The following is a 23,889-nucleotide window of genomic DNA, read 5'->3' as shown; positions in this document are numbered from 1 at the left end:
CAGAATTTTCGTGATAGAGGAAAAGATAAAATGCGGGTTGGACAAGGAGGAAAAATAGTCCTTTCATTGGTGGTCGGCAGCCTGAGCATATATCCGGCAGTAAACTATGCAAATGAAATTAATGTCATTAATAAAGGTGATGACCAACCTGTTAATGGGGGGGCGGTCGCCCCTAAAAAAGCTACGGTAAAGTTTAACCGTGGTTTTTCCAACGCCTATAACGAAGGCACGGATTTCAGTATTTATGACGGCGAACCGACCACCCAGCCGGGGGAATACTTTGTTGAAGTAACGAGAAATAAGAAAACGCTAGGCACGCATCATATTAATTTTGTGAAGGATGCCGCCGGTAGCGTAGAGCCCTGTTTGTCAGCCGATATGCTGCTTAAAATGGATGTAAACACGGAAAAGTTGCCGCTCGACTGGCAGAATAAAAATTGCATTTTTATCAAAGATCTTATTCCGGGCTCAACGACGGCCTATGATACCGATGATGAAATCCTGCAAATAACGATTCCACAGCTTTATTTAAATAACAATCCAGATGGGTATATTAACCCCATGCTGTGGGATGAAGGCGTACCTTCATTCTCGGCCAGTTATAATGTCAGTGCGACCAGTACCCAATATGACGATCATACGTCCTCGAATTATTATTATGGCAGCTTGCTCTCATCGTTGAAATGGGGGGCCTGGCGCCTCTATACCTATGACAACGTTAATACCAATGATGAGACCGGCACGCAATGGAACCATCTTTCCTCGTATGTACAACGCGCGATTATTCCGCTTAAGGCAGAACTGACCGCGGGGGACATCAATACTACAGGGTCACTGTTCGATACCGTGGCGTTGCGCGGCGTTAGCCTGATGAGCGATGAACGGATGCTGCCGCAGTCATTGCAAGGCTATGCTCCTATCGTGCGCGGTGTGGCGGATACCAATGCCCGTGTCACTATTAAACAAAACGGCAACCTGATCCGTGAAATGAGTGTACCGCCGGGTGAGTTCGTCATTGATGACCTCTACGCTACCGGGTATGGCGGTGATTTAGAAGTCACTATTAATGAAAGTAATGGCAAAACCCGCACCTTCATTACCCCTTATGCCAGCCTGCCAATGTTGCTGCGCCCAGGGACATCGAAGTTCTCAGCAACGGTAGGTGAAGTCCGTAGTGAGTCGCTGCGCAATACGCCTGTGTTAATGGAAGGCACCTATCAGTACGGCCTGAATAACAATATTACGGTCTATGGCGGCGGCCAGATTACGGCACCAGGTGATTACGCTGCGCTGATGGGAGGGATGGCGATCAACACCCCGCTGGGGGCGTTGGGTATTGACCTAACACGGTCTTTCACCTCATTCGAAGATGAGCAGGATAATGCCTGTGACAGCATCTGTAACATGAGCCTGAAAGTCAGCCTGGCGAAATATATTGATCAGACGGGCACCAACCTGAGCCTGGCGGGATATCGCTATTCCAGCCAGAACTACTACTCGTTGATGGATGCGCTGTTAACCTCCGAAGCTCTTGAAATGGGTGATGACAGTTTTTTGCCGGAAAACTATCGCGATAAAATTGAAGTCAATATCAGCCAGTCACTGGCACCTGGTTGGGGCAGTGTATTTGCCTCGGGTTACTATGGCCGTGTCTGGGACAGCCGCTACAGCCGTAATACGCAAAGCAGCTATCAATTTGGCTACTCCAATTCCTGGCGCTCTGTGAGCTATAGCATCAATTTAAGTAAAACCATTGATGAAGAGGGTGTGGAAGATCGCGCTGTCTATTTAGGTATGTCAGTCCCGTTCGGGACATTACATACCAAAGTCCCGACACTGAATGCCTCCGTCAATTATAGCAATCAGGATGCTAAGGTCAGGGGATCCTTATATGGTACCGCGGGCGAATATAATGAGTTCGATTATGGCACCTGGTTTGACTATGCCCAGGAGCACCAGACCAATTTCGGCTTCAGCATGGGGTATAACGGCAGCCGCGCACAGGGCAATATTAGTTATAGTCAAACAGAAACGTCTTACACCGCATCAATGAACGCCAGCGGTGGGGTAGTTATTCATGGCGGCGGAGTGAATTTTGCCTCTTCATTAGGTAATACTTTTGGCATTGTTGAAGCAAAAGGGGCTGCGGGTGCACGTATTTACCCAGATTTGACCTCCACCGTTTCAGATAATGGTTATGCGATCATCTCTTCCCTGAGCCCTTATCAATATAACGAAATTTATGTTGAAGCCAAGGGCGCGCCAATTGGCGTGGAATTCGGAGAATCAAAATTACAGACCGTGCCGACGGCCGGCGCGTCAGTAAAAATTAAATTGGATACCAAGAGTACCTCAACACAATTTATTCAGATTAACCGTGCCGATGGAAAATATATTCCCTATGGTGCCACCATTAAAGATGAAAGCGATGAAGTCCTGGGTATTGTGGGCCAGGGTGGCCGCGCCATGCTAAGCCTGCCGCAGGATAAAACATCCAGCATGTTGCGGGTGAACTGGAGGTCAGGTAAAGAGAAGGGCGAATGTACCATTGACTATAAAGTGGATAAGAAATCTTCGAGTAAATCTGACGAAGATATTCCTACCCAGCACCTGGTTTGTAAAAAATAAATCACTGCCTGAAGTAGGGCGGGGGGCGTATTATGTTTAAATTTTTGATGAAAATAGTCTGTGTCGTGATGGCAGGTTTCTCTTTTTATACCCTGCCTGCTGCCGCAGCGAATAACTGCTCTATTACGTCGGGATCAGTGATGAATATCGCTATAACTATCCCGACCTTACGCCCGGCGAGTAATGGCACATCGGGAACGGTGCTTGGCTCGGCAGAAATACAGGCACCGGGAATCAGTTATAACTGCGGAACGAACATAAAAAACACCTGGCGATCTAAATTTACCCGCCCGGAGTTTAGCACTGAGTCCATTATTTCTAATGTGTACCAGACCAATATCCCGGGATTGGGGATCAAGTTAAGCTGGCCCTCTTCACGTGCTGCCTATTTCCCCTCGGCCTACCCGTGCAATGGGGCCTGTAGTGAACGTGCGGATATAGTTAGGCTGGAATTTATTCAGACTGGAACCATTTCAGCCGGCATTATTCCTGCCGGACAAATTGGCGTGGTTCAGGTCACCGCAGATACGGATCCTGGGGCACCGCTGACGTTAATGAATGTTATTTTATCCAGCGCCGTGGATATTCAACCTAAGTCTTGTGCCATTCTGACAACCTACCAAAATGTTGATTTAGGCAGTTATTCTATTGCGGATTTCACTTCAAAGAAAATTACTAAGGGTGTTCTGACGGATTTTGAGCTGACCCTTGATTGCCCTGTGATGGCACCTGTAAAAATAGCCTTTACGGGTGAACAGAATATTGGGGCAGGGAAAGGCATTATTAAGAATTGCGACACAACAGAATGTGCAAAGTCCGTGGAAGTAAAGCTGATGAACAGCATGGGCTCAGTTGTTGATGTCACAGGAGAAAAGGCAAAGGCTACAAATGTGGGCAATGTCACCGGCAAGAAAACATTAAAGTTTAAGGCACAGATTGTCCCCGTCGACGTTTTAGAGATGACGCCGGGTAAAGTCAGTACGTATGCCATTTTTGATATCTACATGGAATAACTAATTTCAATACATTAAGTCTTATAGGTGCAATTTAACATGATGAAGAAAATGCTTTGCGTCAGTGCAGGCGTATTATTACTTTCCGGCAATGCTTACTCTGCGATGTTATCAACAAATAACGCAAAGCATGAACTGGATCAATTAGAACGCCGCCAGAACCAACTTACTATTGAGGAAGAGAAGGCGCGTGAAAAAGAAATTATCACCCAGAAAGAGATGGGAATTGATACTTCCCTTTCAGCGCTGGGCAAGCCGGGTGCCGGCTACCAGTTTATGATTAAAGAGATCAATGTTGACGGTGATGACATCTATGAAGATTCACCGGCGCGGCAAAAGATTATTGATCGCTATATCAATACCAAAATGGGCCAATATGAAATCATGACCCTGGTAAAGGAACTCAGTGATTTCTATATTGGGAAAGGCTACTCCACCACGCTGGTCACCATCCAACAAGGTAACCTGCGCGAAGGTATTCTGAACCTGAAAGTGCTGTGGGGAAAAGTCGCTGACTTCAGCGTGGAAGGAAAGAAGCCGACATTCCGTGAATCATCGCGTCTGTTCAGCGCCATGCCATTTGCTGAAGGTAAGCCGTTAAACCTTCAGGATATTGACCAGGGCCTGGATAACCTGTTGCGTGTTTCCCGCAATGATAAATTAAGTATCGTGCCAAACGAGAAAATGGGTTACTCCACGGTGAATCTGCAAGGTGCAGATGTTCAGACTTTTTCCGGCGGCATTGCCACCAATAACTCTGGGACAGAAGCGGATGGCTGGGGGCAATATTCTGCCAGCCTGAACGTCAATAACCCGCTTGGCCTGAACGATGTGCTGGGCTTTTATTACTCGTTTAACGATCTGAAAAATAATCCGGATAACCAGGACTCCTGGTCCGTCAACTATAGCTTGCCTTTGGGCTACTGGACCTGGGACATGATGTTCTATAAATCCGGTTACGCGAAAACCATTGGCGGTTTTTATGGCGGCTACCACAGCGAGGGTGATTCAAGCCGTGCCTCATTAAAATTGAGCCGTCTGCTGCACCGTGACGCCCTGGGGAAAACCAGCGGCTATGTCAAATTAGAGACGCGTGACAGCGCAAACCTGATTGAAGGCGACATCATTGATGTCAGCAGTAAACGTTATAGCAGCATCACGGCCGGGGTAAACCGGGTTGGAGTATTATTTGGCGGCTGGGTCTATGGTGATTTGAATATTACCACCGGTACTCCCTGGTTTAATGCAGCATGGAAAGATGATGCCGATTTGGAAGGCTTTGACCTGAATTATGTCAAATATAACGGCATGGTGAACTGGTCTCGCGATCTCTACCGAAATGATCATGTCGGTATTAGTTACGATATGAGTTCAGGTTTCCAATATACCCCTGATGTGACAGTGAGCGATGCGAAATTCAGTGTGGGTGATGAGTTTACGGTACGTGGCTATAAAGACAGCTTTATGTCTGTTCATAGCGGCGCCTATGTTTCAAATAACATTAATTTCCCGATATATGTCAATAAATTCGGCATAACCCAAATCACACCCTTTATTGGTTACGATTTAGGGGTGGTTAAAGATAACTGTCCTTCAGGTGTTGATGCGTGTCATACGCAATATATGACTGGTGCAGCCGTCGGCGTTAAAGCCTCTGGCCGTTATTTTAATACTTCACTTACGATGAGCTGGCCTTTAGCTGAACCCTCTACATTGAGAGAACAAGATGTGGCTGAAAGCGCAATCTATTACAACGTCGGATTGAATTTCTAAGTGAATAATCTTTGTTGGGCGATGGTTAATTTTTAGAGGAAGAAATCGTGAGTAAAAAACAGCCGGTTCAAAAAGTAAGTAGAAAAGGAAAGGGGTTGAACAGTAAGCTTCGTCCCTTATATCTGGCCATTGCCAGCGTTATGCCAGTAGCCGCAATGGGTGATGGTATTATTCCGGAAGCAAATAAGCAAAATTCGCCGACAATGAATCAGTCAGCGAATGGTACGCCGGTTATTAATATCACCGATCCTAACCAACGTGGAATTTCACATAATAAATATTCAGAATTCAACGTTAATCAGCAGGGTGTGATTTTTAACAACAGCATGGCCGACGGTGTGTCCCAAATTGGCGGTCATACCATGAAGAACAGCCAGCTGAACAAAGAAGCCAACGTCATCCTCAATGAGGTCACGGGCGCAAAAGGCACGCACCTCAACGGCACCATGGAAGTGTTTGGCCGTAAAGCCGACGTCATTGTTGCCAACGAAAACGGCATCAAAGTTAATGGTGTCGCAACTGTCAATACCAACAACCTGACCCTGACCACCGGTAAAGTCGTCCCTCAGAACGATGGCCGTATTCTGTTTAACGTAGAAAAAGGCGGAGTCGATATCGAAGGACGCGGCATTTCAACCGATGGCCTGGGCTATTTTGATATCGTCAGCCGTACCGTGAAACTGGAAGGAGAAATTGCCGGTCAAGCAGAGATTAAAGTGGTAACGGGTCTGAATGATTATGATCCGGAAACCCGCACCCATACCGTGCGCAGCACCACCGGCGAGAATCGTCCGGAAGTGGCTATTGACGGCAGCGCCTTAGGCTCCATGTATGGCGGCCGTATTCAACTGATCAGTACCGAAAGTGGTGTGGGCGTGCGCCATCAGGGCAGCCTGGTAGGTACCCGTGGGGTGGAAATCTCTGCCGACGGCGACCTGATGCTGAGCGGCATTCAAAGTGAGCAGGGCAATGTCACCCTGGCGGGTAACAACATCTCCGTGCAGAAAAATGCGGGCTACGGCGGTATTGCCAGCCAGGGCGATCTGGTCATCCGCGCGCTGTCACACCTGATGCTGGGCGCTGATGCCGTATCAGAACAGGGCACAATCCGCATCGATGCCAGTTCCATGTTGCAAAGTGCCGCCACATTGATGGCCAAAAATGGCCAGGGCAGTACCGGCAATATCCCGGCTATTATTATTAATGTGAATAATGAATATCAGATTGCAGGTAATCTGTATGCCATTGATGCGCAAAATAACCGCCTGACGAATGCCACGATCACCCTGGAAAAAGGCGCGTATGTGGTGCGGGTGAATGGGCAGGTGGTTGACGCTAAGGTCACCTCTGATGCGCAGCTTGTGGCCCAACAGGGTGACATCAGCGTTAATGCCAACACATTTAAAAACAGTAAAGGCGGCGTGATTGCCCAGAAGGGCGCGATCACCTTTAACATTACTGATGTGGTAGAAAATGACGGCACTATTAACGCCGCCGGTTCCTTCTCCATTAAAGCGCGTAAGGCGAAAAACAGCGGTATTATTTATGCCGATTCGCAGCGCTTTACACTCGGCACGCTGGAAAACCATGGCGGTATGTTTGCTAATAACGCGATCGCCGTAGAGACCGGAACACTGGATAACAGCGGTGTGATCAGCAGCACTAACGGTAATATTACGCTGACGGCTAATGGTGATCTGCTTAATAACAGTGGGGATATTCAGGGTAAAAACGTCGCTCTCCAGCAGAACGGCACCACGGCCGGCAGCGCGAAAGTGACCAATACCGGGAAAATTCAGTCTGCGGATGCGCTGAGCATTAAAACAGACACCCTGGACAACAGCGGTAAACTCTATTCCGGCAAAGAGATGAATGTTGCGCTGACCAATGCATTGAACCTGCATCAGGGCAGCGAAACCACAGCCTATGGCGATTTGACAGTAGCCGGTGCCGAAGCGCGTAAGCTCACTATCACCAATGATGGCGGCTGGATGCAAGGGAATAATATCCACCTGGACGGACTGGATACCCTCGCGAACCTGAATAATGGCACCATCATTACTGATAATGCCTTTAACCTGAAAAACAGTAATACGTTGCTGAATGATTCGGGCCTGATTCAGGGTAATACGGTGGTACTGGATAATATCACCACCATCAACAACCAGAATAATGCGGAAATCATTGCCGGGGATTCACTGAGCATCACGCAGGCCAACGACCTGAACAATGCCCAGTCCACACTCTCGGCAACGGGCAACGTAGAGATTGATGGTGTAAAAAACATCGTCAACCAGAAAGGCTTAATCAGTGCAGAAGGCTCACTGAAAATCAGCAATGCCGATCAAGTGCTGAACAGTGACAGCAGCACCATGCAGTCTCAGGGCGCACTCACTATCGATCGCGTCGGCACGCTGAAGAATGAAAACGCGTCCGGTATGCTGTCAATTAATGATGCGCTGACGCTGTCAAATATCGGCACGCTTTCTAATGATGAAACCAGCCAGATCCTGTCTGAAGCCCTGGTCTCCATTACCGACATCAATACGCTGGAGAACAAAGGGCTTATTCAGGCGAACGCCGCGTTAGTACTGAAAGGGATTAATACCCTGGTCAACAGCGGTGAAACTGCCCTGATCGCATCGATCGAACAGCTGACACTGGATACCATCCAGAATATCACTAACGAAAACGGTGGCTACCTCAGCGGTGAAGCGGCGGTAGTTCTTACCCAGATTGGCAAACTTATCAACAGCACCGCGATTATCCAATCCGCAGGTAATATCACCATTTCTGCCCGGTCAATGAATAACAGCGGCTACGGCGGTGGTGTACTGGCCTACGGCAACCTGGATCTGACGGTTGCTGAGGTGTTGGTCAACACTGACGGTGCAACTATTGCTTCAGATTACGATCTGAATATCAGTGCGGATTCCATTTCCAATGCCAATGGCGGCCAGGTCAGTGCCTCCAACGTCACAGTAAACACCAAAACGTTGGATAACAGCTTTGGTGATATGCAGGCGTATGAAACGCTGATCCTGAATATTGCAGATATCCTGAAAAACCGCGAAGGGAACCTCTGGTCAGACGATGCCCTTGAACTGAATATCAATGATAACTTCATCTTCAGGGACGTGGCGGACAGCAATCCGGAAGATGAGATTGATGACAGCGATAACTCCGGTTATATCAATGCCAAAAATAAAGTCACCTTCAATACCACCGGTGATTTGCAGATCGACACGGCGCTGGAAAGCCGCGGTGAAATCCACCTGAATGCGGGGGGCGATCTCACCAACAACTATTCCATCATCAGTAACAAAGATATTCACCTGACCGGTACTAATATTACCAACGGCAAAAATGCGCTGATTTGGAGTATGGAAGACGTTGATATCGATGCCCGTAATGGTACCTTTACCAACGACTATAACGGCAACGTGCTGAGCCTGGGTGATATGTCCATCGTGGCACAGGATTTGGTTAATGCCGTAGGTATTATCCGGTCTGAAGGCGATATGGCGCTGGACGCCCAGACCATCAAAAATATTAGTGAATACAGCGGCGGTGACTGGCAATATGGCCCGACCCAAAGCGGTTACGGCATGGTAAATGATAAGGTAAAAGTCACAACTTACGTATCATGGTCTATATATACTAATTTGCCGATCCTTTCTTCAGATATCAAACTGGTGAAAGCTGGGGAAATTTCCTCTGCCGGTAATATGGAGATTAACCAGAAGGGGCTGTTTACCAATAGCGCTGAAAATCCGATGAGCGTCACCAATGATGGCGGCATTATTCAGGCGGCCGGAAATATGACCGTGACCGGGGATATCCACAACGCCCCGCGTTATGTTGAAATGTCGATGTATGAGTATCTTCATAATCCATTAAATACACCGATTACCCTGGAACATTATTGGAAAGTGGTGGCGGATGGTTCGCGTGAAGCCAAGTTCAATTCAGTATATTCCATGTTAAATTATCTGCTGGGCAGCGGGCAGCCCGATAATTACGCTAAGGATGATGCAAACTGGGGCTGGTGGTCGGATGCCAACCGTCCTGAGTTTGTTAACGCCATGCGTCAAGCAGGAAATGACTCATCTCAACTCAACAGCATCATGGTTCAGATGTTTGGCGAGAGCTGGAAGGCTAAAGACTATGCTGACCTGAAAAGTGACTGGGCAACACTTACTGGTAACAGTGAGAGCCAACTCAAAGAGAAAAAACAATATTTCCTGCCAAGTGATAAAGGCAGCATTGTTGCCGGTGGTGACTTTACCCATAACGGCGGCATCCTGGACAACGGCATTGGGGACTTTGGTGCCAAAACCGGCAAAGATGAAAATGTTGTTGTTGAGAAAATCGGCAATCAGGAAGTGGATGCCATTGATGGCAGCTATGAAGTCGCTATCAACCTGAAGAAAGTGGAAGAGCTGCGTGCGGGTATCAGTACCCTGCCGACGCTGGCAGAGCTGATCAGCATCCCTGGGATGTTTACCACCTCTACTGAGTGGAATACCCGTAACACCGGCGGTAACTTTGTTAAAGAGGGTGCGACCAGTAAGGTTGTGCCGGTGTATGAAACCCGTACCTCACTCATCAATCAGGATGATTACTTTGGGTCTGAATACTTCTTCGATCAGGTAGGTTACAACCCGGTTGAACCGGTTACTGTGATTGGTGACAACTACTTCATCTCTGAGTTGATTCGCCGCCAGCTGAACCAGTCTGTAGGCACTTTCTTCAGCGTCCGTGATGGGGTTGAAGGGGCCGATCTGGTGCAGATGTTGATGAATAACGCCAATCTGGCCGTTGCTGATGTCGAATTAGGTCTGGAAGTGGGCAAGCCTCTGACCGATGAGCAAAAAGCCAATCTGGATCAGGATATTGTCTGGTTTGTTAACCAGAGTATTGATGGCACAGATGTGCTGGTGCCGATGGTTTATCTCTCCACGCAAACCCTGGAGCAGATGGAAAAAGGCGTGCAGCAAGGCTCCGGTTCGGCAGTGATTCATGCCAAAGGCGACGTAAATATTGACGCTACCACGGTAAATAATGGTAACGGCAATATCAGCGCCGGTGGTGACGTCACGATCAAGTCTGAAGGCGATATTAACAACGTCAGTTATGGCATGAATGGCGGCATCACGGCGGGTGGCAGCATCTCTGCTGAATCGGCTAATGGCTCGATCAATAATGACGGTGCCGCCATGAAAGCCGGTAAAGATATCAGCCTGATTGCTGATAATGGCAGCATCGATATTACCGCCAGCGTCGGTCGTGATGTCACCGGTAAGCAGGAGATCCATCATTACGATGATGCCATCACTGCCGGCGGCGATATCACTATGAAAGCCAAAGAGATTACCGTCAATGCCGGCACCATTGCTGCAGGCAATAATATCGACATGACCTCAACCGAAGGGGATGTTGCCTTTAATGAGATGCATGAAGTTACGGCGGAATATAATCAGGAAATGAATTTCACGAGCGGCATCAATTATGAGCGCTGGGAGTCGAAATCCACTACTGCAACCAGTGAACAAAGCCACGTCTCCGCTGGCGGCAACCTGAAGATCGACTCTGCTAAAGATATCGTGATGGAAGGAGGCGAATACAGCGGTAAAACCGGGGAAATGACCGCCGCCGAGAATATCGACATCAAGACCGGGCAGGATTTTGCCTATAGCGAAGAAGAACACGTTAAAAAAGAGTTCTCTATCACCGGCAAAGCCACGGCTGGCGGTTATACCGCAGAAGCCGGCTACAGCAATCTGGAGGGTGGCTCTGCTTCCGCTGATGGTGGGAACTATGAGAACGTCAATAATTCTGACTCTGCGTCCCCAGGTGCCAAGAAACCAGGTAAGGCCCCGGTTGCCCCAGCCCTTGAGGTTAAAATTGGTTTTAGCTCCCTGGAAGAGGAGAGCACTGCCCAAAGTACCACCAATAAGAACGCCTCGCTGAACTTCGGTGATAAGCTGGATTTAACCGCAGGTGAAGTAATCGATATTGGCGGCGCGGATCTAAAAGCAGGCGGTGAAATTAACATTACTGCTGATGAACTGGCTTCCACGAAATATGAGGATAAGTTAGATACCACCTACTCTAAAGAAGAGTTGTTTGTCGGGATGAAAAGCCAGGCCGGCAGCGTGATTTTGGACGTCGTTGATAAAAATGCCGCGATGATCGTCAATGAAGTCAACAATCCGGAAGCCAGTTTTGATCCGGCCATGACGGCGCTTCAGGTGGCGGGGGATGCCTCGAACCTCTATTTTAACGACCTGGCCAGCTTTACCACGACTTACGGCATCAGTAAAAGCTCGGTATCCGGTTCCACTTCGGCGACCAGTGAAAATATCACCCATATTGATGCCGGCACGCTCAATATTAAAACCAAGGGAGATGCGGCCCTGAACGGGGTTGAGGCCAAGGCTGGCAGTGTGAATATGGACGTGGGCGGCGATCTCACTGTGAGCGCGGCTGAAGCGACCACCTCCTACAAGGAAAAAACCAGCAGCCTGGATATTGGTATCAGCGGCGGGGCCGCCGTTGATAAAGACTCCGCTGGTGCGGGGGTCTCGCTGGATATTGGCGTCAGTGGCGGTAAATCATCAGGCAACAGCAAAAGTTATACCAATTCCACCATTACTGCGGGCGATGTAAATATTAAAACCGGTGGGGACACGACCCTGGCCGGCGCGAATATTGAAGCAAACACGGCCAAAATTGAAAATGGCGGCGATTTAAATATCATCTCGGTGCAGGATACCGTGAATACAGATGCCTCTAGCTGGCATGCTGGTGTCTCGGCCGGTGTGGCGGTTGTTACGACGCCGAACGGGTTAGTTCCTATCCCGACCTTCTCCGTCAGTGCCGGTGGCGGTTCGGAATATCATGATGAGGCGAAAACAAAGCAACAATCAGGAATTCACACCAAAGAATCACTGGATGTGACAACCGGTGGCGATCTGAATATCACTGGCGGCCACCTGATCTCTGATAACAAGACTGGTACGGTAGATGTCGCAGGCAAGATCAATGCCGTTGAACTCACGGATACGGTTGAGCAGGACGGCGCCTACGGCGGCGGCGGCGGCGGTATTACCAAAACCGGTATCAGCGCTAACGTCTATCTCGAAACGGTGGATGAACTCCATTACAACGAGACGCAAAAAGCGACCATTGATGTGGGTACGGTCAAGGGCGATGTGACCGGTAAGGTCAACAAAGACAGCACCGAACTTTCGAAAGTCAATAAAGACGAGAAAGAGTGGGGCAACGACATCTCCTTCACCGGTGGTACCGGTGGCGGTAGCGGCAAGAAGAAACCGGATGCGGCGAAACCTGCTGATGTGCCGGATACTGCTCGCCCGGCCCCAAGACCAACTGATGCGGCACCGAAACCTGAGCCAACGCCGAAGCCTGAGCCAACGCCGAAGCCTGAGCCAACGCCGAAGCCTGAGCCAACACCGAAGCCTGAACCAACGCCGAAGCCGGATGACGCCCAGCCGAAGCCGGATGACGCCCAGCCGAAGCCGGATGACACTCAGCCGAAGCCGGATGACACTCAGCCGAAGCCGGATGATACTCAGCCGAAGCCGGATGATACTCAGCCGAAGCCGGATGATACTCAGCCGAAGCCGGATGACACCCAGCCGAAGCCGGATGGTAATGATACGATCGATCCTGCTAATCCTAAGCGGCCAAGTGAATACAACGGTAAGCATTGGGATGTGAAGATGCCGGAACGTGTGATCCTTACCCCAGGATCGGCCACCGGTAAAACGGAATGGATTGAGCCACCGCGTAATGGTAACACCAACAACGGCACCCCTTATGAGGGCGTACCGAAGTCAGGTTCCACCAAGCCGCGTGCGGCTGACACCAAAAAGGCTGACACCGCGACCCCTGCGGATCCAAGTACCTATAACGGTAAGCAGTGGGGCGTAAACGTACCTGATCCGATAGTGCTGACCCCAGGGTCCGGCACCAACAACATCAAGGATCATGACACGCCGCGTAACGGTAACACCGACAACGGTACCCAGTATGAAGGCCAGGGCAAGATTGTTTACGATCCAAACGCTCCAGCGAGCAATGTCCCGGAAACAACCGGCCTGAATGGGGATCCAAGCAAGTACGACGGCAAAAACTGGGATGTGCCGCCCTCTGATCCGGTAGTGCTGACCCCAGGGTCCGGCACCAATAACGTGAAAGATCATGAAACGCCGCGTAACGGTAATACTAACGATGGCACCCAATATGAGGGCCAGAGCAAGGTTGTTTATGATCCAAACGCTCCGGCGAGCAATGTCCCGGAAACAACCGGCCTGAATGGGGATCCCAGCAAGTACGACGGTAAAAACTGGGATGTACCGCCCTCTGATCCGGTAGTGCTGACCCCAGGGTCCGGCACCAATAACGTGAAGGATCATGAAACGCCGCGTAACGGTAATACTAACGATGGCACCCAATATGAGGGCCAGAGCAAGGTTGTTTATGATCCAAACGCTCCGGCAAGCAATGTCCCGGAAACAACCGGCCTGAATGGGGATCCCAGCAAGTACGACGGCAAAAACTGGGATGTGCCGCCCTCTGATCCGGTAGTGCTGACCCCGGGATCTAACACCAACAATGTGAAGGACAATGCAACGCCGCGTGATGGGAATATCAGTGATGGTACCCAGTACGAAGGCCAGGGCAAGATTGTTCACGATACAGTGCCGGACAGTGCAGCAAACTGGAAACCGCTGTTGCCGGAGTACAGGATGTCCGCCGGGCAGACCTATCAGGAAACTGAATGGGCGCAGGCGAATACCCGGGCAAATAATAGCAAAGGTCAGACGGCATAATTTAACACTTGCCTGATCCAGGATATGTACTTACCTGAAACGTGCTTCTTCGGAAGCACGTTTTTTTATGTCGGATATAAACTTCAGCAAGGCAGGAAACGGTGAAGGTGTGAAAATATATATGGCGGGCATGAAAAAATAAAAGCAGGCGATTACTCTTCTTTATCCTCTTTCTTAGGCTCGGCAGCCAGTTCATAACGAAGTTCTTTCACTCTGTTTATCAATTGTATGTCATTTGTTGCACCTAATTTTCGCATGGCCATGGTTTTCTGGTTACTGATGGTTTTTGGGCTTTTGCAGAGTTCGTGGGCAATCTGTTTAATTGAATGCCCTTCACAGATGAGCTGGATAACAACCTTTTCCCGGGCCGAAAGACTGTGCCAGCTGCTGTTTTTTTGTCGCCCTGATAAAAAGGAGGACAAAATCTCATGGGAAATACTGGGTTGCAGATAAAATGTACCGTTATGTACCCGACGCAAGGTATGCGCAATAAGCGAGAAATCTTCTTCACTTTTGCGTATCACGCTGGCCGCCCCCGCTTCCATGGCTTCGGCTATCTGATGTGACGTCAGGTTCGCGCTGTAGAAGACAATGTTAATATGAGGGATATAACGATGAATACTCCTTAATAATTGGGTACCCTTAGTATCCAGTGCTTCCGTAAAATTACTATCACAAATAATAATATCAGCTTCATATAAAGCCAGTTTTTTGAACAAATCCTGGGTGGTAGAGCTGGTAAATACCACCTCAATATCATTCTCTTCCCGTAATAACGCCAGCAAACCATAGATGACGATAGGGTGTTGATCCGCTATCGCCACTTTGATTCTTTTATCTGACATTGACGCCCCAGGACGCAAGGCACCGGGCTTTCTTCTCTGCATAATAGGCCGCTGGTTAAATGAAGATACAGTAAGTGTAATTTGTGTTGCTGCATTTGTATATTTAGTTGCCTGCCGGAAACGCACCGTTTTTGTCGTATGGGAAACAGAATCCAGAATTTAACGCGATTCTGAACTCTGTAAAAGTGAGGAGGATAATAAAAAAAGAGGATCTATTAGCGGAGCCGATGAATAATCTGATTACTGCTGCCGCGCCAAATCAGGGCGGGATCTTTCAGATCCTGCACAAACTTGCCATCAATCAGCACGTTAATATAACTGACCACCTCGTGTTGTGCAGAATTGAGTGATTCAAGCTGATAGCCGGTCCAGAGCCAGATATCTTTTTCCTCACACTCCGCCCGGACGCGTTTTACCAGATGCAGAATGACAGGCAGATTGTGCGGATGCAGCGGATCACCGCCGGAAAGTGACAGCCCTTGCCGTGGAATGCGTGAATCATTGAGGTCATCAATAATCCGGTCCTCATTCTCAGGGGTAAACGGGCGGCCGGAGTCCAGCCGCCAGGTGCTTTTGTTATAACAGCCGCGGCATTGGTGCTCGCACCCGGCGACAAACAGGGTGCAGCGGGTGCCGGGGCCATTGACCACATCAATCGGGTAGTAGTGATGGAAATTCATCACGGCTTACCCTAACCGGCCAGTGTGCAGATGCTTGACCCGGCGTTTGACCTCTTCCTGTTTGCCGGCGTTAAACGGCCGCGCATCCGGGCTGCCGAGATAGCCGCACACCCGGCGGGTGACGGAGACGTTGCTGGCATCATGGTTACCGCATTTCGGGCAGGTAAAACCTTTGCTGGTGCAATCAAATTCCCCGGTAAAACCGCATTCGTAACACTCGTCGATCGGCGTGTTGGTGCCGTAATAGGGCACACGGTGATAGCTGTAATCCCAGACATCTTCCAGCGCCTTGAGATTATGTTGCAGGTTCGGGTATTCGCCGTAACAGATGAACCCGCCATTCGCCAGCGGCGGGTAGGGGGCTTCAAAGTCCAGTTTGGCGTATGGATTCACACGCTTTTCCACATCGAGATGGAAGCTGTTGGTGTAATAGCCTTTATCCGTGACGCCGGGCACCACGCCAAATTCAGCGGTGTCCAGCCGGCAGAAGCGATCGCACAGGTTTTCGCTCGGGGTGCTGTAGAGGCTGAAGCCGTAACCGGTCTCCTCTTTCCACGTATCGGTGGCCGCCCGCAGCCGGGTGACAATCTGCACCGCCTTGGCCCGTAGCTCAGCATGGTCAAATACATGCTGGTTCCCGGAAAGCGCATTAATGGTTTCATGCAGGCCGATGTAACCCAGTGAAATCGACGCGCGGCCCTGTTTGAAGATCGCCGCGACGTCATCATCCGCCTTCAGGCGCACCCCGCAGGCCCCCTCCATATAGAGAATTGGCGCAACCCGCGCCTTGACCCCCTCCAGCCGGGCAATCCGTGTCATCAGCGCCTTTTTCGCCAGCACCAGCCGCTCATCCAGCAGCATCCAGAACAGCGATTCATCCCCACGTGCCTCCAGGGCGATGCGCGGCAGGTTCAGGCTGATCACGCCAATATTGTTACGCCCATCATGGATCTGCTCGCCGTTCTCTTCATATACGCCCAGGAAACTGCGGCAGCCCATCGGTGTTTTGAACGAGCCGGTGACCTTCACTACCTGATCATAATTGAGAATATCCGGGTACATCCGTTTGCTGGCGCACTCCAGCGCCAGTTGCTTGATGTCATAGTTAATATCGCCCGGTTTATGGTTTACGCCGTCACGGATGGCAAACACCAGCTTGGGGAACACGGCGGTTTTGCGGTTCTTGCCCAACCCGGCAATGCGGTTGCGCAGAATAGAGCACTGAATCAGGCGCGACTGCCAGCAGGTGCCGAGGCCAAAGCCAAAGGTGACGAACGGCGTCTGGCCGTTGGCGGTATGTAACGTGTTGACCTCATACTCGAGCGACTGGAAGGCGTCATAACACTCCTTCTCCGTGCGCTCCCGGGCGTAGCCGTCGGCATCCGGGATCTGCCACGCCTGCGCGGTGGTGCGGTGTTTTTCAAAGCTGGCGGTTACATAGGGCGCGAGGATCTCATCAATGCGGTTAATGGTAGTGCCGCCATAAATATGGCTGGCGACCTGCGCGATGATCTGGGCGGTCACCGCCGTTGCGGTAGAGATGGACTTCGGCGTTTCAATCTCCGCATTGCCCATTTTGAAGCCGCCGGTCAGCATCCCTTTCAGGTCAATCAGCATACAGTTGAACATCGGGAAAAACGGCGAGTAGTCGAGATCGTGATAATGGATCTCGCCGCGCTCATGGGCCAGCACCACATCACGCGGCAGAATGTGCTGCTTGGCGTAATGTTTGGCGACAATGCCGGCCAGCAGATCGCGCTGGGTCGGGATGACCTTGCTGTCTTTATTGGCGTTCTCATTCAGCAGCGCGTGGTTACGCTGCTCAACCAGCCCGCGGATCTCCTGGTTCAGTTTCCCGCGCTGTTCACGGGCGACATCGCGATCGTGGCGATACTCAATATAAGCGCGTGCCAGCGCCTTGTGCGGGCCGGCCATCAGCAGGTTTTCCACCGCGTCCTGTACCTCATGGATATCCACCTGATCCCGGTCAGCCAGTTGGGCGGTCACATGCCGGGCTACCCCGGCGCAATAGGCGTTATCCTCCAGCCGGACAGCCTGCGCCGCCCGGGCGATAGCCTGCATAATCCGCGCTTCATCAAATACGACCCGGCACCCGTCCCGCTTTATCACCACTGGTTTCACGATGTACTCCTTTGGTGGTTATCCCGGCCGGGCGTGCCCGGCCTCAGAAGATAAGGAAAGAATCACTATATATAGAAGAGGGTGATTACTATACGCACCATATGTAGTGATTTGGCGAGGGTTAATCCAGCTTTGCTTGATATAAGACAAAGAAAAAAGTGCGCTGTGGAATCTCTGACCATCCTGGTACCGGGGAACGGAGAAGCTGACATGTTTATGCCGCAATATTAGATATTAACGATTTTTTTACACTCGCTCCCCGGCTACACTGCTGGAGGGCATCTACATTGGGAAGAGCGCGAATGCGGGCAGGAGAGCAATGAAAGTATTGGTCACTGGAGCGACAAGCGGGCTGGGGCGCAATGCCGTTGAATGGTTATTGCAGGCGGGCCACCAGGTACATGCCACCGGGCGTAACCCGGAGGTGGGCGAGACGCTGGCGGCGCAGGGTGCGCAATTCACGGCGCTGGATCTGGCCGGGGCAGACATCGCCGCCTGCCGGGCGCTGGTGGCGGGCTGTGATGCCGTCTGGCATTGTGCGGCCAATACCCATCACTGGGGCGACTACCAGGCGTTTTATGACACCAACGTCATCGCCACCGAAAACCTGTTGCAGGCAGCGGGGGAAGCGGGGATTGGGCGCTTTATCTACGTCTCCTCTGCTGCGCTCTATTTTGACTATCGCCACCGTTACAACGTGGAGGAAACCTTCCGTCCGGCGCACTTTGCCAACCATGCCGCCGCCAGTAAACATGCGGCGGAAGAGAGCATCCGCCGGCTGATGCCGCATTACCCGGGCACCTGCTGCGTCATTTTACGGCCCGGCGCGCTGTTCGGCCCTCACCAGCAGGGCACCCTGCCGGTAATGCTGGACGCGTTGCGCCACGGCAAAGGCATCCTCTCCCTGCCGGGCGGCGGGGTGGCGCGCACTGAGTTTACCTTCGTGTTGAATGTGGTAGAGGCACTGGCGCTGGCAACAGAGCAACCGGCGCTGGAGAGCGGGGCGGTATTCAATATCACTAACCATGAGGCGCAGAGCCTGGCGCTGATGCTGGAGTTGCTGCTGGGGCAGCAGTTAGGGATTCAATACTATTTGCGCGCCGCGCCCTATCAGGTGGCCTATAGCCGGGCGGCGCTGCATGAACTGGGCAGCCTCATGCGGCGGCAGCCGCCGCGCCTGACCCGGCACAGCGTGGCGGCCGCCGTCTATGATCTGACTCTGAGCCGCCACCGGGCGCGCAATACGCTCAATTACACGCCGCGTTACGCACTGGCCGAAGGCGTGGCATTAACCGCCCAGTGGCTGATTGCGCAGGGCCTGGTGACCCCGCGCTGAGGCGTCAGCCCCGCAACCAGTAAATCGCCTCAAACGGCCGCAGCGTCATGGCCGCCGGCTGTGCGGCGGCATCCGCATAGTTGCTCATCACCTGTTCCCAGCCATCGGCAGGCACGGAAGGCTGCCAGGGTTGCGCCTCGCGGCTGAGGTTAGCGACCACCAGCAGCTGTTGGTCGCCGTGCCGGCGCTGGTAACACCAGAGCCACGGGTGATCCGGCAGCAGATCCTGATAGTTACCGTGCGTCAGGATCGGCAACTGTTTACGCAGGGCGATCAACCGCTGATAGGTGTAAAACACCGAGTCCTTATCCGCCAGCGCCTGTTTCACATTGATCGCCGGGTAGTTGGCGCACGGCTCCAGCCACGGCGTGACGGTGCTGAACCCGGCGTGTTCACTCTCATCCCACTGCATCGGTGTGCGGCCGTTGTCGCGCGATTTCCCGGACAAAATATCCAGCAATTCCGCTTCCGGCCGCCCGGCCTGCACCAGTTCAGCGAACATATTCAGGCTCTCGACATCCCGGTACTGTTCAAGATAGCGGTAACCGGGGTTGGTCATGCCGATCTCTTCCCCCTGATAGATATAGGGCGTGCCCTGCATACCGTGCAGCACCATCGCCAGCATCTTGGCGGCCGGCACCCGCAGTGCGCCATCATCGCCAAAACGCGACACCGCGCGCGGCTGGTCATGGTTACACCAGAACAGCGCATTCCAGGCGTGGCCGTGCATCCCCTGTTGCCACTCGCCGAAAATCCGCTTCAGTTGCACAAAATCCGGCCGCGCGCGTGACCACTTTTCGCCGTTCGGGTAATCCACTTTCAGGTGGTGGAAATTGAAGGTCATGGAGAGTTCGCTGCCGTCCAGCGCCGCATAACGGCGGCAATGTTCCAGCGAGGTAGAGGACATCTCGCCCACGGTCATCAGCCCCAGCGGCTGGAATACCTCGCGGCTCATCGCCTGCAAAAATTCATGGCTGCGCGGCCCGTCGGTGTAGTAACGGCGGCCGTCACCGGTGTCATCCGAGGGCAGGCCGGGGGTTTTGGAGATCAGGTTAATCACGTCCAGCCGCAGGCCATCGACCCCTCTGGCCGCCCAGAATGCACACACTTTATTCAGCGCCTCGCGCACCGGCGGGTGCTCCCAGTTCAGGTCGGCCTGCTCCGGCGCAAACAGGTGCAGGTAATACTGGCCGCTGGCCTCATGCCACTGCCAGGCATTACCGCCAAACTTGGAACGCCAGTTATTCGGCAGGCCGTCCGGCGTTGCCGGGTTGCGGTCGCGCCAGACATAGTAATCGCGGTAGGGGCTGGCCGGGTCTTGTGACTGGAGGAACCACGCATGCTGGGTCGAGGTATGGTTGAACACCATGTCCATGATGATACGGATGCCGCGCCGGTGCGCCTCTGCCGTGAGTTGCTCAAAGGTTTCCATCGTGCCGTAAGCCGGATCAATAGAACAGTAATCGGCCACGTCATAGCCGTTGTCCACCTGCGGCGAGCGGTAAACCGGCGTCAGCCACAGCGCATCCACCCCGAGCTGTTGCAGGTAATCGAGGCGGCGGATCACGCCCAGCAGATCGCCCAGCCCATCGCCGGTGCTGTCCTGAAAACTCTTGGGGTAAATCTGGTAGATAACGCCGTTTTGCCACCAGGGCAGATCTGCAGACATGACAATGTCTCCCATATTAAAAAGAAAAAATTAACCGGAAAGGGGAAAACAGCGGGCGCCGACGGCGCCCGCAGGGTACTCAGGTGTAGGCCAACTGGCCGCGGCGCATTTTGCGCTGGTAGACCAGCACGGTCAGCACAATAGGGATGACAATCGCCGTCAGAATGGCCAGCGAGTAAGTAGCCCAGAATTGCGGTTTAATCGACAAGATGCCCGGCAGCCCACCTACACCGATGCCGTTAGCGGTAACATGGGCCAGCCCGCAAATCAGCGCGGCGGAAGCGGAGCCAATCATCGCGCAGAGCATCGGGAAGCGGTACTTCAGGTTAATCCCGTACATTGCCGGTTCGGTCACACCGAGGAACGCGGAGACAGCCGCCGGCACCGAAATTTCACGCTCATTGTGTTTCCGGCTGACGATAATAATGCCTGTCACCGCGGCGGCCTGCGCAATATTGGACAGCGCAATCAGCGGCCAGACCGGCGTACCGCCCATGTTCTGAATCATCTGGAGGTCGATGGCCAGCGTCGTCTGGTGAACGCCGGTGACCACCAGCGGGGCATACAGGAAGCCGAAAATCGCCGCACCAATCGGCGCAAAGCTGCCGGTCATCATCGCTTTCACCGCCCAGGCCACACTGTCACCAATCATGCGGCCAAACGGCCCAATCAGCGTATGGGCGAGGAAGACGGCCAGCATCAGCGAGCAGACCGGCACAATCACCAGTTCGAGATAGTTAGGGACAATGCGCCGCAGCCGGGTCTCAATAAACGCCAGAGAAACCCCGGCCAGCATCGACGGAATCACCTGCGCCTGATAGCCCACTTTTTCAATCGTGAACCAGCCAAAATCCCACACGTCCGGGATCTGTTGCCCCAGCAGGTAGGGGTTCATCAGTTGGGGGGAGACCAGCGTCACGCCCAGCACAATGCCGAGGATCGGCGTGCCGCCCAGTTTTTTCACCGTGGCCCAGCAGATGCCGACCGGCAAATAGAAGAAAATCGCCTCACCCAGCAACCAGAGGAAATCGTAAATGGTCTGCCACAGCGGGTAGATTTGCGCCAGTGTTTTGCCGCCACTCATCGGGATTTCACCGATGATATTGCGGAACCCTAAAATCAGGCCGCCGCTGATCAGCGCCGGCAGCAGCGGGAAGAAAATCTCCGCAAAATGGGAGATACCGCGCTCGAAAATGTTCATGTTCTGGCGGGCGGCTACCTTGGCCTGCTCTTTGTTAGCCCCGCTGTTACCGCTGGCGGCAATCAGCGCCTTATAGTATTCGCCCACCTCAGGGCCAATCACCACCTGGAACTGCCCGGCGTTGGTAAAACAGCCTTTCACCATGCGCAACGCTTCGATGGCTTTCGGGTCGGCCTTTGTCGGATCATTCAGGACAAAACGCAACCGGGTAATACAGTGAGTAACAGTGGCAATATTGCCGCTGCCGCCAACCAGCGCAATCAACTGCTCAACATCAGACGGGTTTACCGTATTCTTTTTGCTCATGGTTTTATGCTCTTTATTCGCCGCGTGGGTTAAGGTGCATTTCCGGCCGGAACAAGGGAGGGTGTTTTTAAAAGCATAGCGTGAAACTGGGCGCGTGGAACTGGGAACGTTCCCGGTTTGAGCTGAGCATCACATATATTGTAAGGGGCAGTAACTCCCGGTGTGAACCTCAGGTGACGAGGCGGCAGGGCACGGTGATGTGGCAGATACCCTGCTGAGGGTGCTGCAACTGGTTGAGCAATTGTTCGGCGGCACGCAGCCCGGCGTCGCCATATCCCATTTCAATGGAAAAGGTCTCCGGGAACAGGAAGCGCAACAGCGGGTTATTGCCGATGCCGCACACCTGAACCGCGGGCAGGGCGTGCTGTTGCAGGTATTTGGCCGCACCCAGCGCAATGGTGTCGGACGCGCAAACCAGCGCCCGCATACCGGGGCGCAGCACCCTGGGGGCGAGCTGGAAACCGCTCTGGTAACTGAGTTCGCCGATCGCCATCTGCGGGGCCAGGCCGTTTCCGGCGCAGTAATCGAGATACGCCTGCTGGCGGCGCAGGCCGGTGGTGGCGTCTTCCGGGGTCACGCCGATATAACCGATCTGCTGGTGGCCCGATTGGGTAAGCGCATCCATCAGCAGGCGTACCGCGCCCGCCTCGTCATAACAAACCGACGACAGCCCGGCGTAATCCTGCGCCAGCGTTACGATGTTAGCCTGCCATGGCCGCAGCAGCGGCTCCTCCAGCCCGGTAAAGCCAAACAGGATCACCCCGTCCACATTACGCTGGTGCAGCACCTGCAAATGCTCCTGCACCCTGGCCGCCGAGAACTGGCTTTCCATCACAATCGGGTCGTAACCGTGCTGATAGAGCAGCGGCAGCATGGCGCGCACCGCCTGGTTTTCCGAAGGCGAATCAAGCCGTGAGACGATAATCCCCACCACTTTGTCACTCTGGCCGCGCATGGCACGCGCCGATTTCGACGGCGTAAACCCCTGCTCGCGGATCACCGCCTCCACCCGTTCCCGGGTGCGCGGGCTGACGCTGCCTTCATTGTTCAGCACGCGGGAAACCGTGGATTTCCCCACGCCGCTGAGGCGGGCAATATCTTTGATGGTCAGGCGGGTTGTCATAATCTACAGCGGGTTCCACGGCGTCAGGAAAACGGTCTTCCTTTGTAACTGAATTCCCGGCGTCATGCATCTTCTCTTCAGTCAGGCACAGCGCGCATTGTGGGGGAATTCTTAATTTTGCGGCCCGCCGCACCCGAAACCAGGCAATAACCGGAGGGTAACCCCCGCTAACTCGCTGAAAATTTTTGTTATTAAAGGACATCATCAGCCACGGGGCAGGCAAGACGTGATCTCCGGCCGTTTTTTGGCCATCAACGGCGACGGCACGCGCCTTACCCTTTATTATTCGCCGGGTTACTCTTGCGCATGGCT

Annotated in this window: 11 protein-coding genes; 5 read left to right on the top strand and 6 right to left on the bottom strand. The window is 52.6% G+C overall.

The genetic code is table 11. From position 1 onward, the window contains the following. Positions 1-30: 30 nt before the first annotated feature. The 4 genes from CYR55_RS12000 to CYR55_RS11985 are packed head-to-tail and all read left to right on the top strand — an operon-like array spanning position 31 to position 14,275. Entirely contained in the window at positions 31-2,628 is a 2,598-nt protein-coding gene (locus CYR55_RS12000; RefSeq protein WP_101816375.1) for a fimbria/pilus outer membrane usher protein, read from the top strand. Positions 2,629-2,660: 32 nt separating this feature from the next. Then, positions 2,661-3,641 (top strand): fimbrial protein, encoded by a 981-nt coding sequence (locus CYR55_RS11995; protein WP_101816374.1) that lies wholly within the window; start codon positions 2,661-2,663, stop codon positions 3,639-3,641. Positions 3,642-3,680: 39 nt separating this feature from the next. Next, positions 3,681-5,414 (top strand): ShlB/FhaC/HecB family hemolysin secretion/activation protein, encoded by a 1,734-nt coding sequence (locus CYR55_RS11990; RefSeq protein ID WP_101816460.1) that lies wholly within the window; start codon positions 3,681-3,683, stop codon positions 5,412-5,414. Between the two features lie 47 nt (positions 5,415-5,461). Continuing rightward, entirely contained in the window at positions 5,462-14,275 is an 8,814-nt protein-coding gene (locus CYR55_RS11985) for a two-partner secretion domain-containing protein (RefSeq protein WP_146000978.1), read from the top strand. 152 nt (positions 14,276-14,427) lie between these two features. On the opposite strand, the gene CYR55_RS11980 is transcribed toward CYR55_RS11985, so the two are convergent. The 3 genes from CYR55_RS11980 to nrdD form a co-directional block, all read right to left on the bottom strand. Further along, positions 14,428-15,120, bottom strand: coding sequence for a response regulator (locus CYR55_RS11980; protein ID WP_165699580.1), 693 nt, complete (start codon positions 15,118-15,120; stop codon positions 14,428-14,430). 215 nt (positions 15,121-15,335) lie between these two features. Then, the gene (nrdG, locus tag CYR55_RS11975; protein WP_101816371.1) at positions 15,336-15,800 is read right to left on the bottom strand and encodes an anaerobic ribonucleoside-triphosphate reductase-activating protein; all 465 of its coding nucleotides are present in this window, start codon (positions 15,798-15,800) and stop codon (positions 15,336-15,338) included. A 6-nt stretch (positions 15,801-15,806) separates the two neighbouring features. Continuing rightward, the gene (nrdD, locus tag CYR55_RS11970; protein ID WP_101816370.1) at positions 15,807-17,942 is read right to left on the bottom strand and encodes an anaerobic ribonucleoside-triphosphate reductase; all 2,136 of its coding nucleotides are present in this window, start codon (positions 17,940-17,942) and stop codon (positions 15,807-15,809) included. 319 nt (positions 17,943-18,261) lie between these two features. Here nrdD and CYR55_RS11965 point away from each other — a divergent pair, with 319 nt between their 5' ends. Continuing rightward, positions 18,262-19,278 (top strand): NAD-dependent epimerase/dehydratase family protein, encoded by a 1,017-nt coding sequence (locus CYR55_RS11965; protein WP_101816369.1) that lies wholly within the window; start codon positions 18,262-18,264, stop codon positions 19,276-19,278. A gap of 4 nt (positions 19,279-19,282) precedes the next feature. On the opposite strand, the gene treC is transcribed toward CYR55_RS11965, so the two are convergent. The 3 genes from treC to treR all read right to left on the bottom strand — a co-directional run bounded on the left by treC (position 19,283) and on the right by treR (position 23,577). Then, complete coding sequence (treC, locus tag CYR55_RS11960; protein ID WP_101816368.1) at positions 19,283-20,947, bottom strand: alpha,alpha-phosphotrehalase; 1,665 nt, start codon at positions 20,945-20,947, stop codon at positions 19,283-19,285. Between the two features lie 79 nt (positions 20,948-21,026). After that, positions 21,027-22,454 (bottom strand): PTS trehalose transporter subunit IIBC, encoded by a 1,428-nt coding sequence (gene treB, locus CYR55_RS11955; RefSeq protein ID WP_101816367.1) that lies wholly within the window; start codon positions 22,452-22,454, stop codon positions 21,027-21,029. A 169-nt stretch (positions 22,455-22,623) separates the two neighbouring features. Continuing rightward, positions 22,624-23,577 carry a trehalose operon repressor TreR gene (treR, locus tag CYR55_RS11950; protein ID WP_101816366.1) on the bottom strand — a complete coding sequence of 318 codons (954 nt, stop codon included), beginning with the start codon at positions 23,575-23,577 and terminating at the stop codon, positions 22,624-22,626. Positions 23,578-23,889 lie beyond the last annotated feature (312 nt).

This window comes from Chimaeribacter californicus (assembly GCF_002858675.1).
GTDB classification, from domain to species: Bacteria; Pseudomonadota; Gammaproteobacteria; order Enterobacterales; family Enterobacteriaceae; genus Chimaeribacter; species Chimaeribacter californicus.
Note: the sequence above shows the minus strand (reverse complement) of the source record. Positions and strands in the feature narration are given on the sequence as shown.

What these genes read in the sequence shown, in the direction of transcription:
- CYR55_RS11990 (WP_101816460.1), top strand. Translation starts at nt 3,681, where the DNA reads ATGATGAAGAAAATGCTTTGCGTCAGTGCAGGCGTATTATTACTTTCC.
- CYR55_RS12000 (WP_101816375.1), top strand. Translation starts at nt 31, where the DNA reads ATGCGGGTTGGACAAGGAGGAAAAATAGTCCTTTCATTGGTGGTCGGC.
- treB (WP_101816367.1), bottom strand. Translation starts at nt 22,454, where the DNA reads ATGAGCAAAAAGAATACGGTAAACCCGTCTGATGTTGAGCAGTTGATT.
- treC (WP_101816368.1), bottom strand. Translation starts at nt 20,947, where the DNA reads ATGTCTGCAGATCTGCCCTGGTGGCAAAACGGCGTTATCTACCAGATT.
- nrdG (WP_101816371.1), bottom strand. Translation starts at nt 15,800, where the DNA reads ATGAATTTCCATCACTACTACCCGATTGATGTGGTCAATGGCCCCGGC.
- CYR55_RS11965 (WP_101816369.1), top strand. Translation starts at nt 18,262, where the DNA reads ATGAAAGTATTGGTCACTGGAGCGACAAGCGGGCTGGGGCGCAATGCC.
- CYR55_RS11995 (WP_101816374.1), top strand. Translation starts at nt 2,661, where the DNA reads ATGTTTAAATTTTTGATGAAAATAGTCTGTGTCGTGATGGCAGGTTTC.
- treR (WP_101816366.1), bottom strand. Translation starts at nt 23,577, where the DNA reads ATGACAACCCGCCTGACCATCAAAGATATTGCCCGCCTCAGCGGCGTG.
- CYR55_RS11980 (WP_165699580.1), bottom strand. Translation starts at nt 15,120, where the DNA reads ATGTCAGATAAAAGAATCAAAGTGGCGATAGCGGATCAACACCCTATC.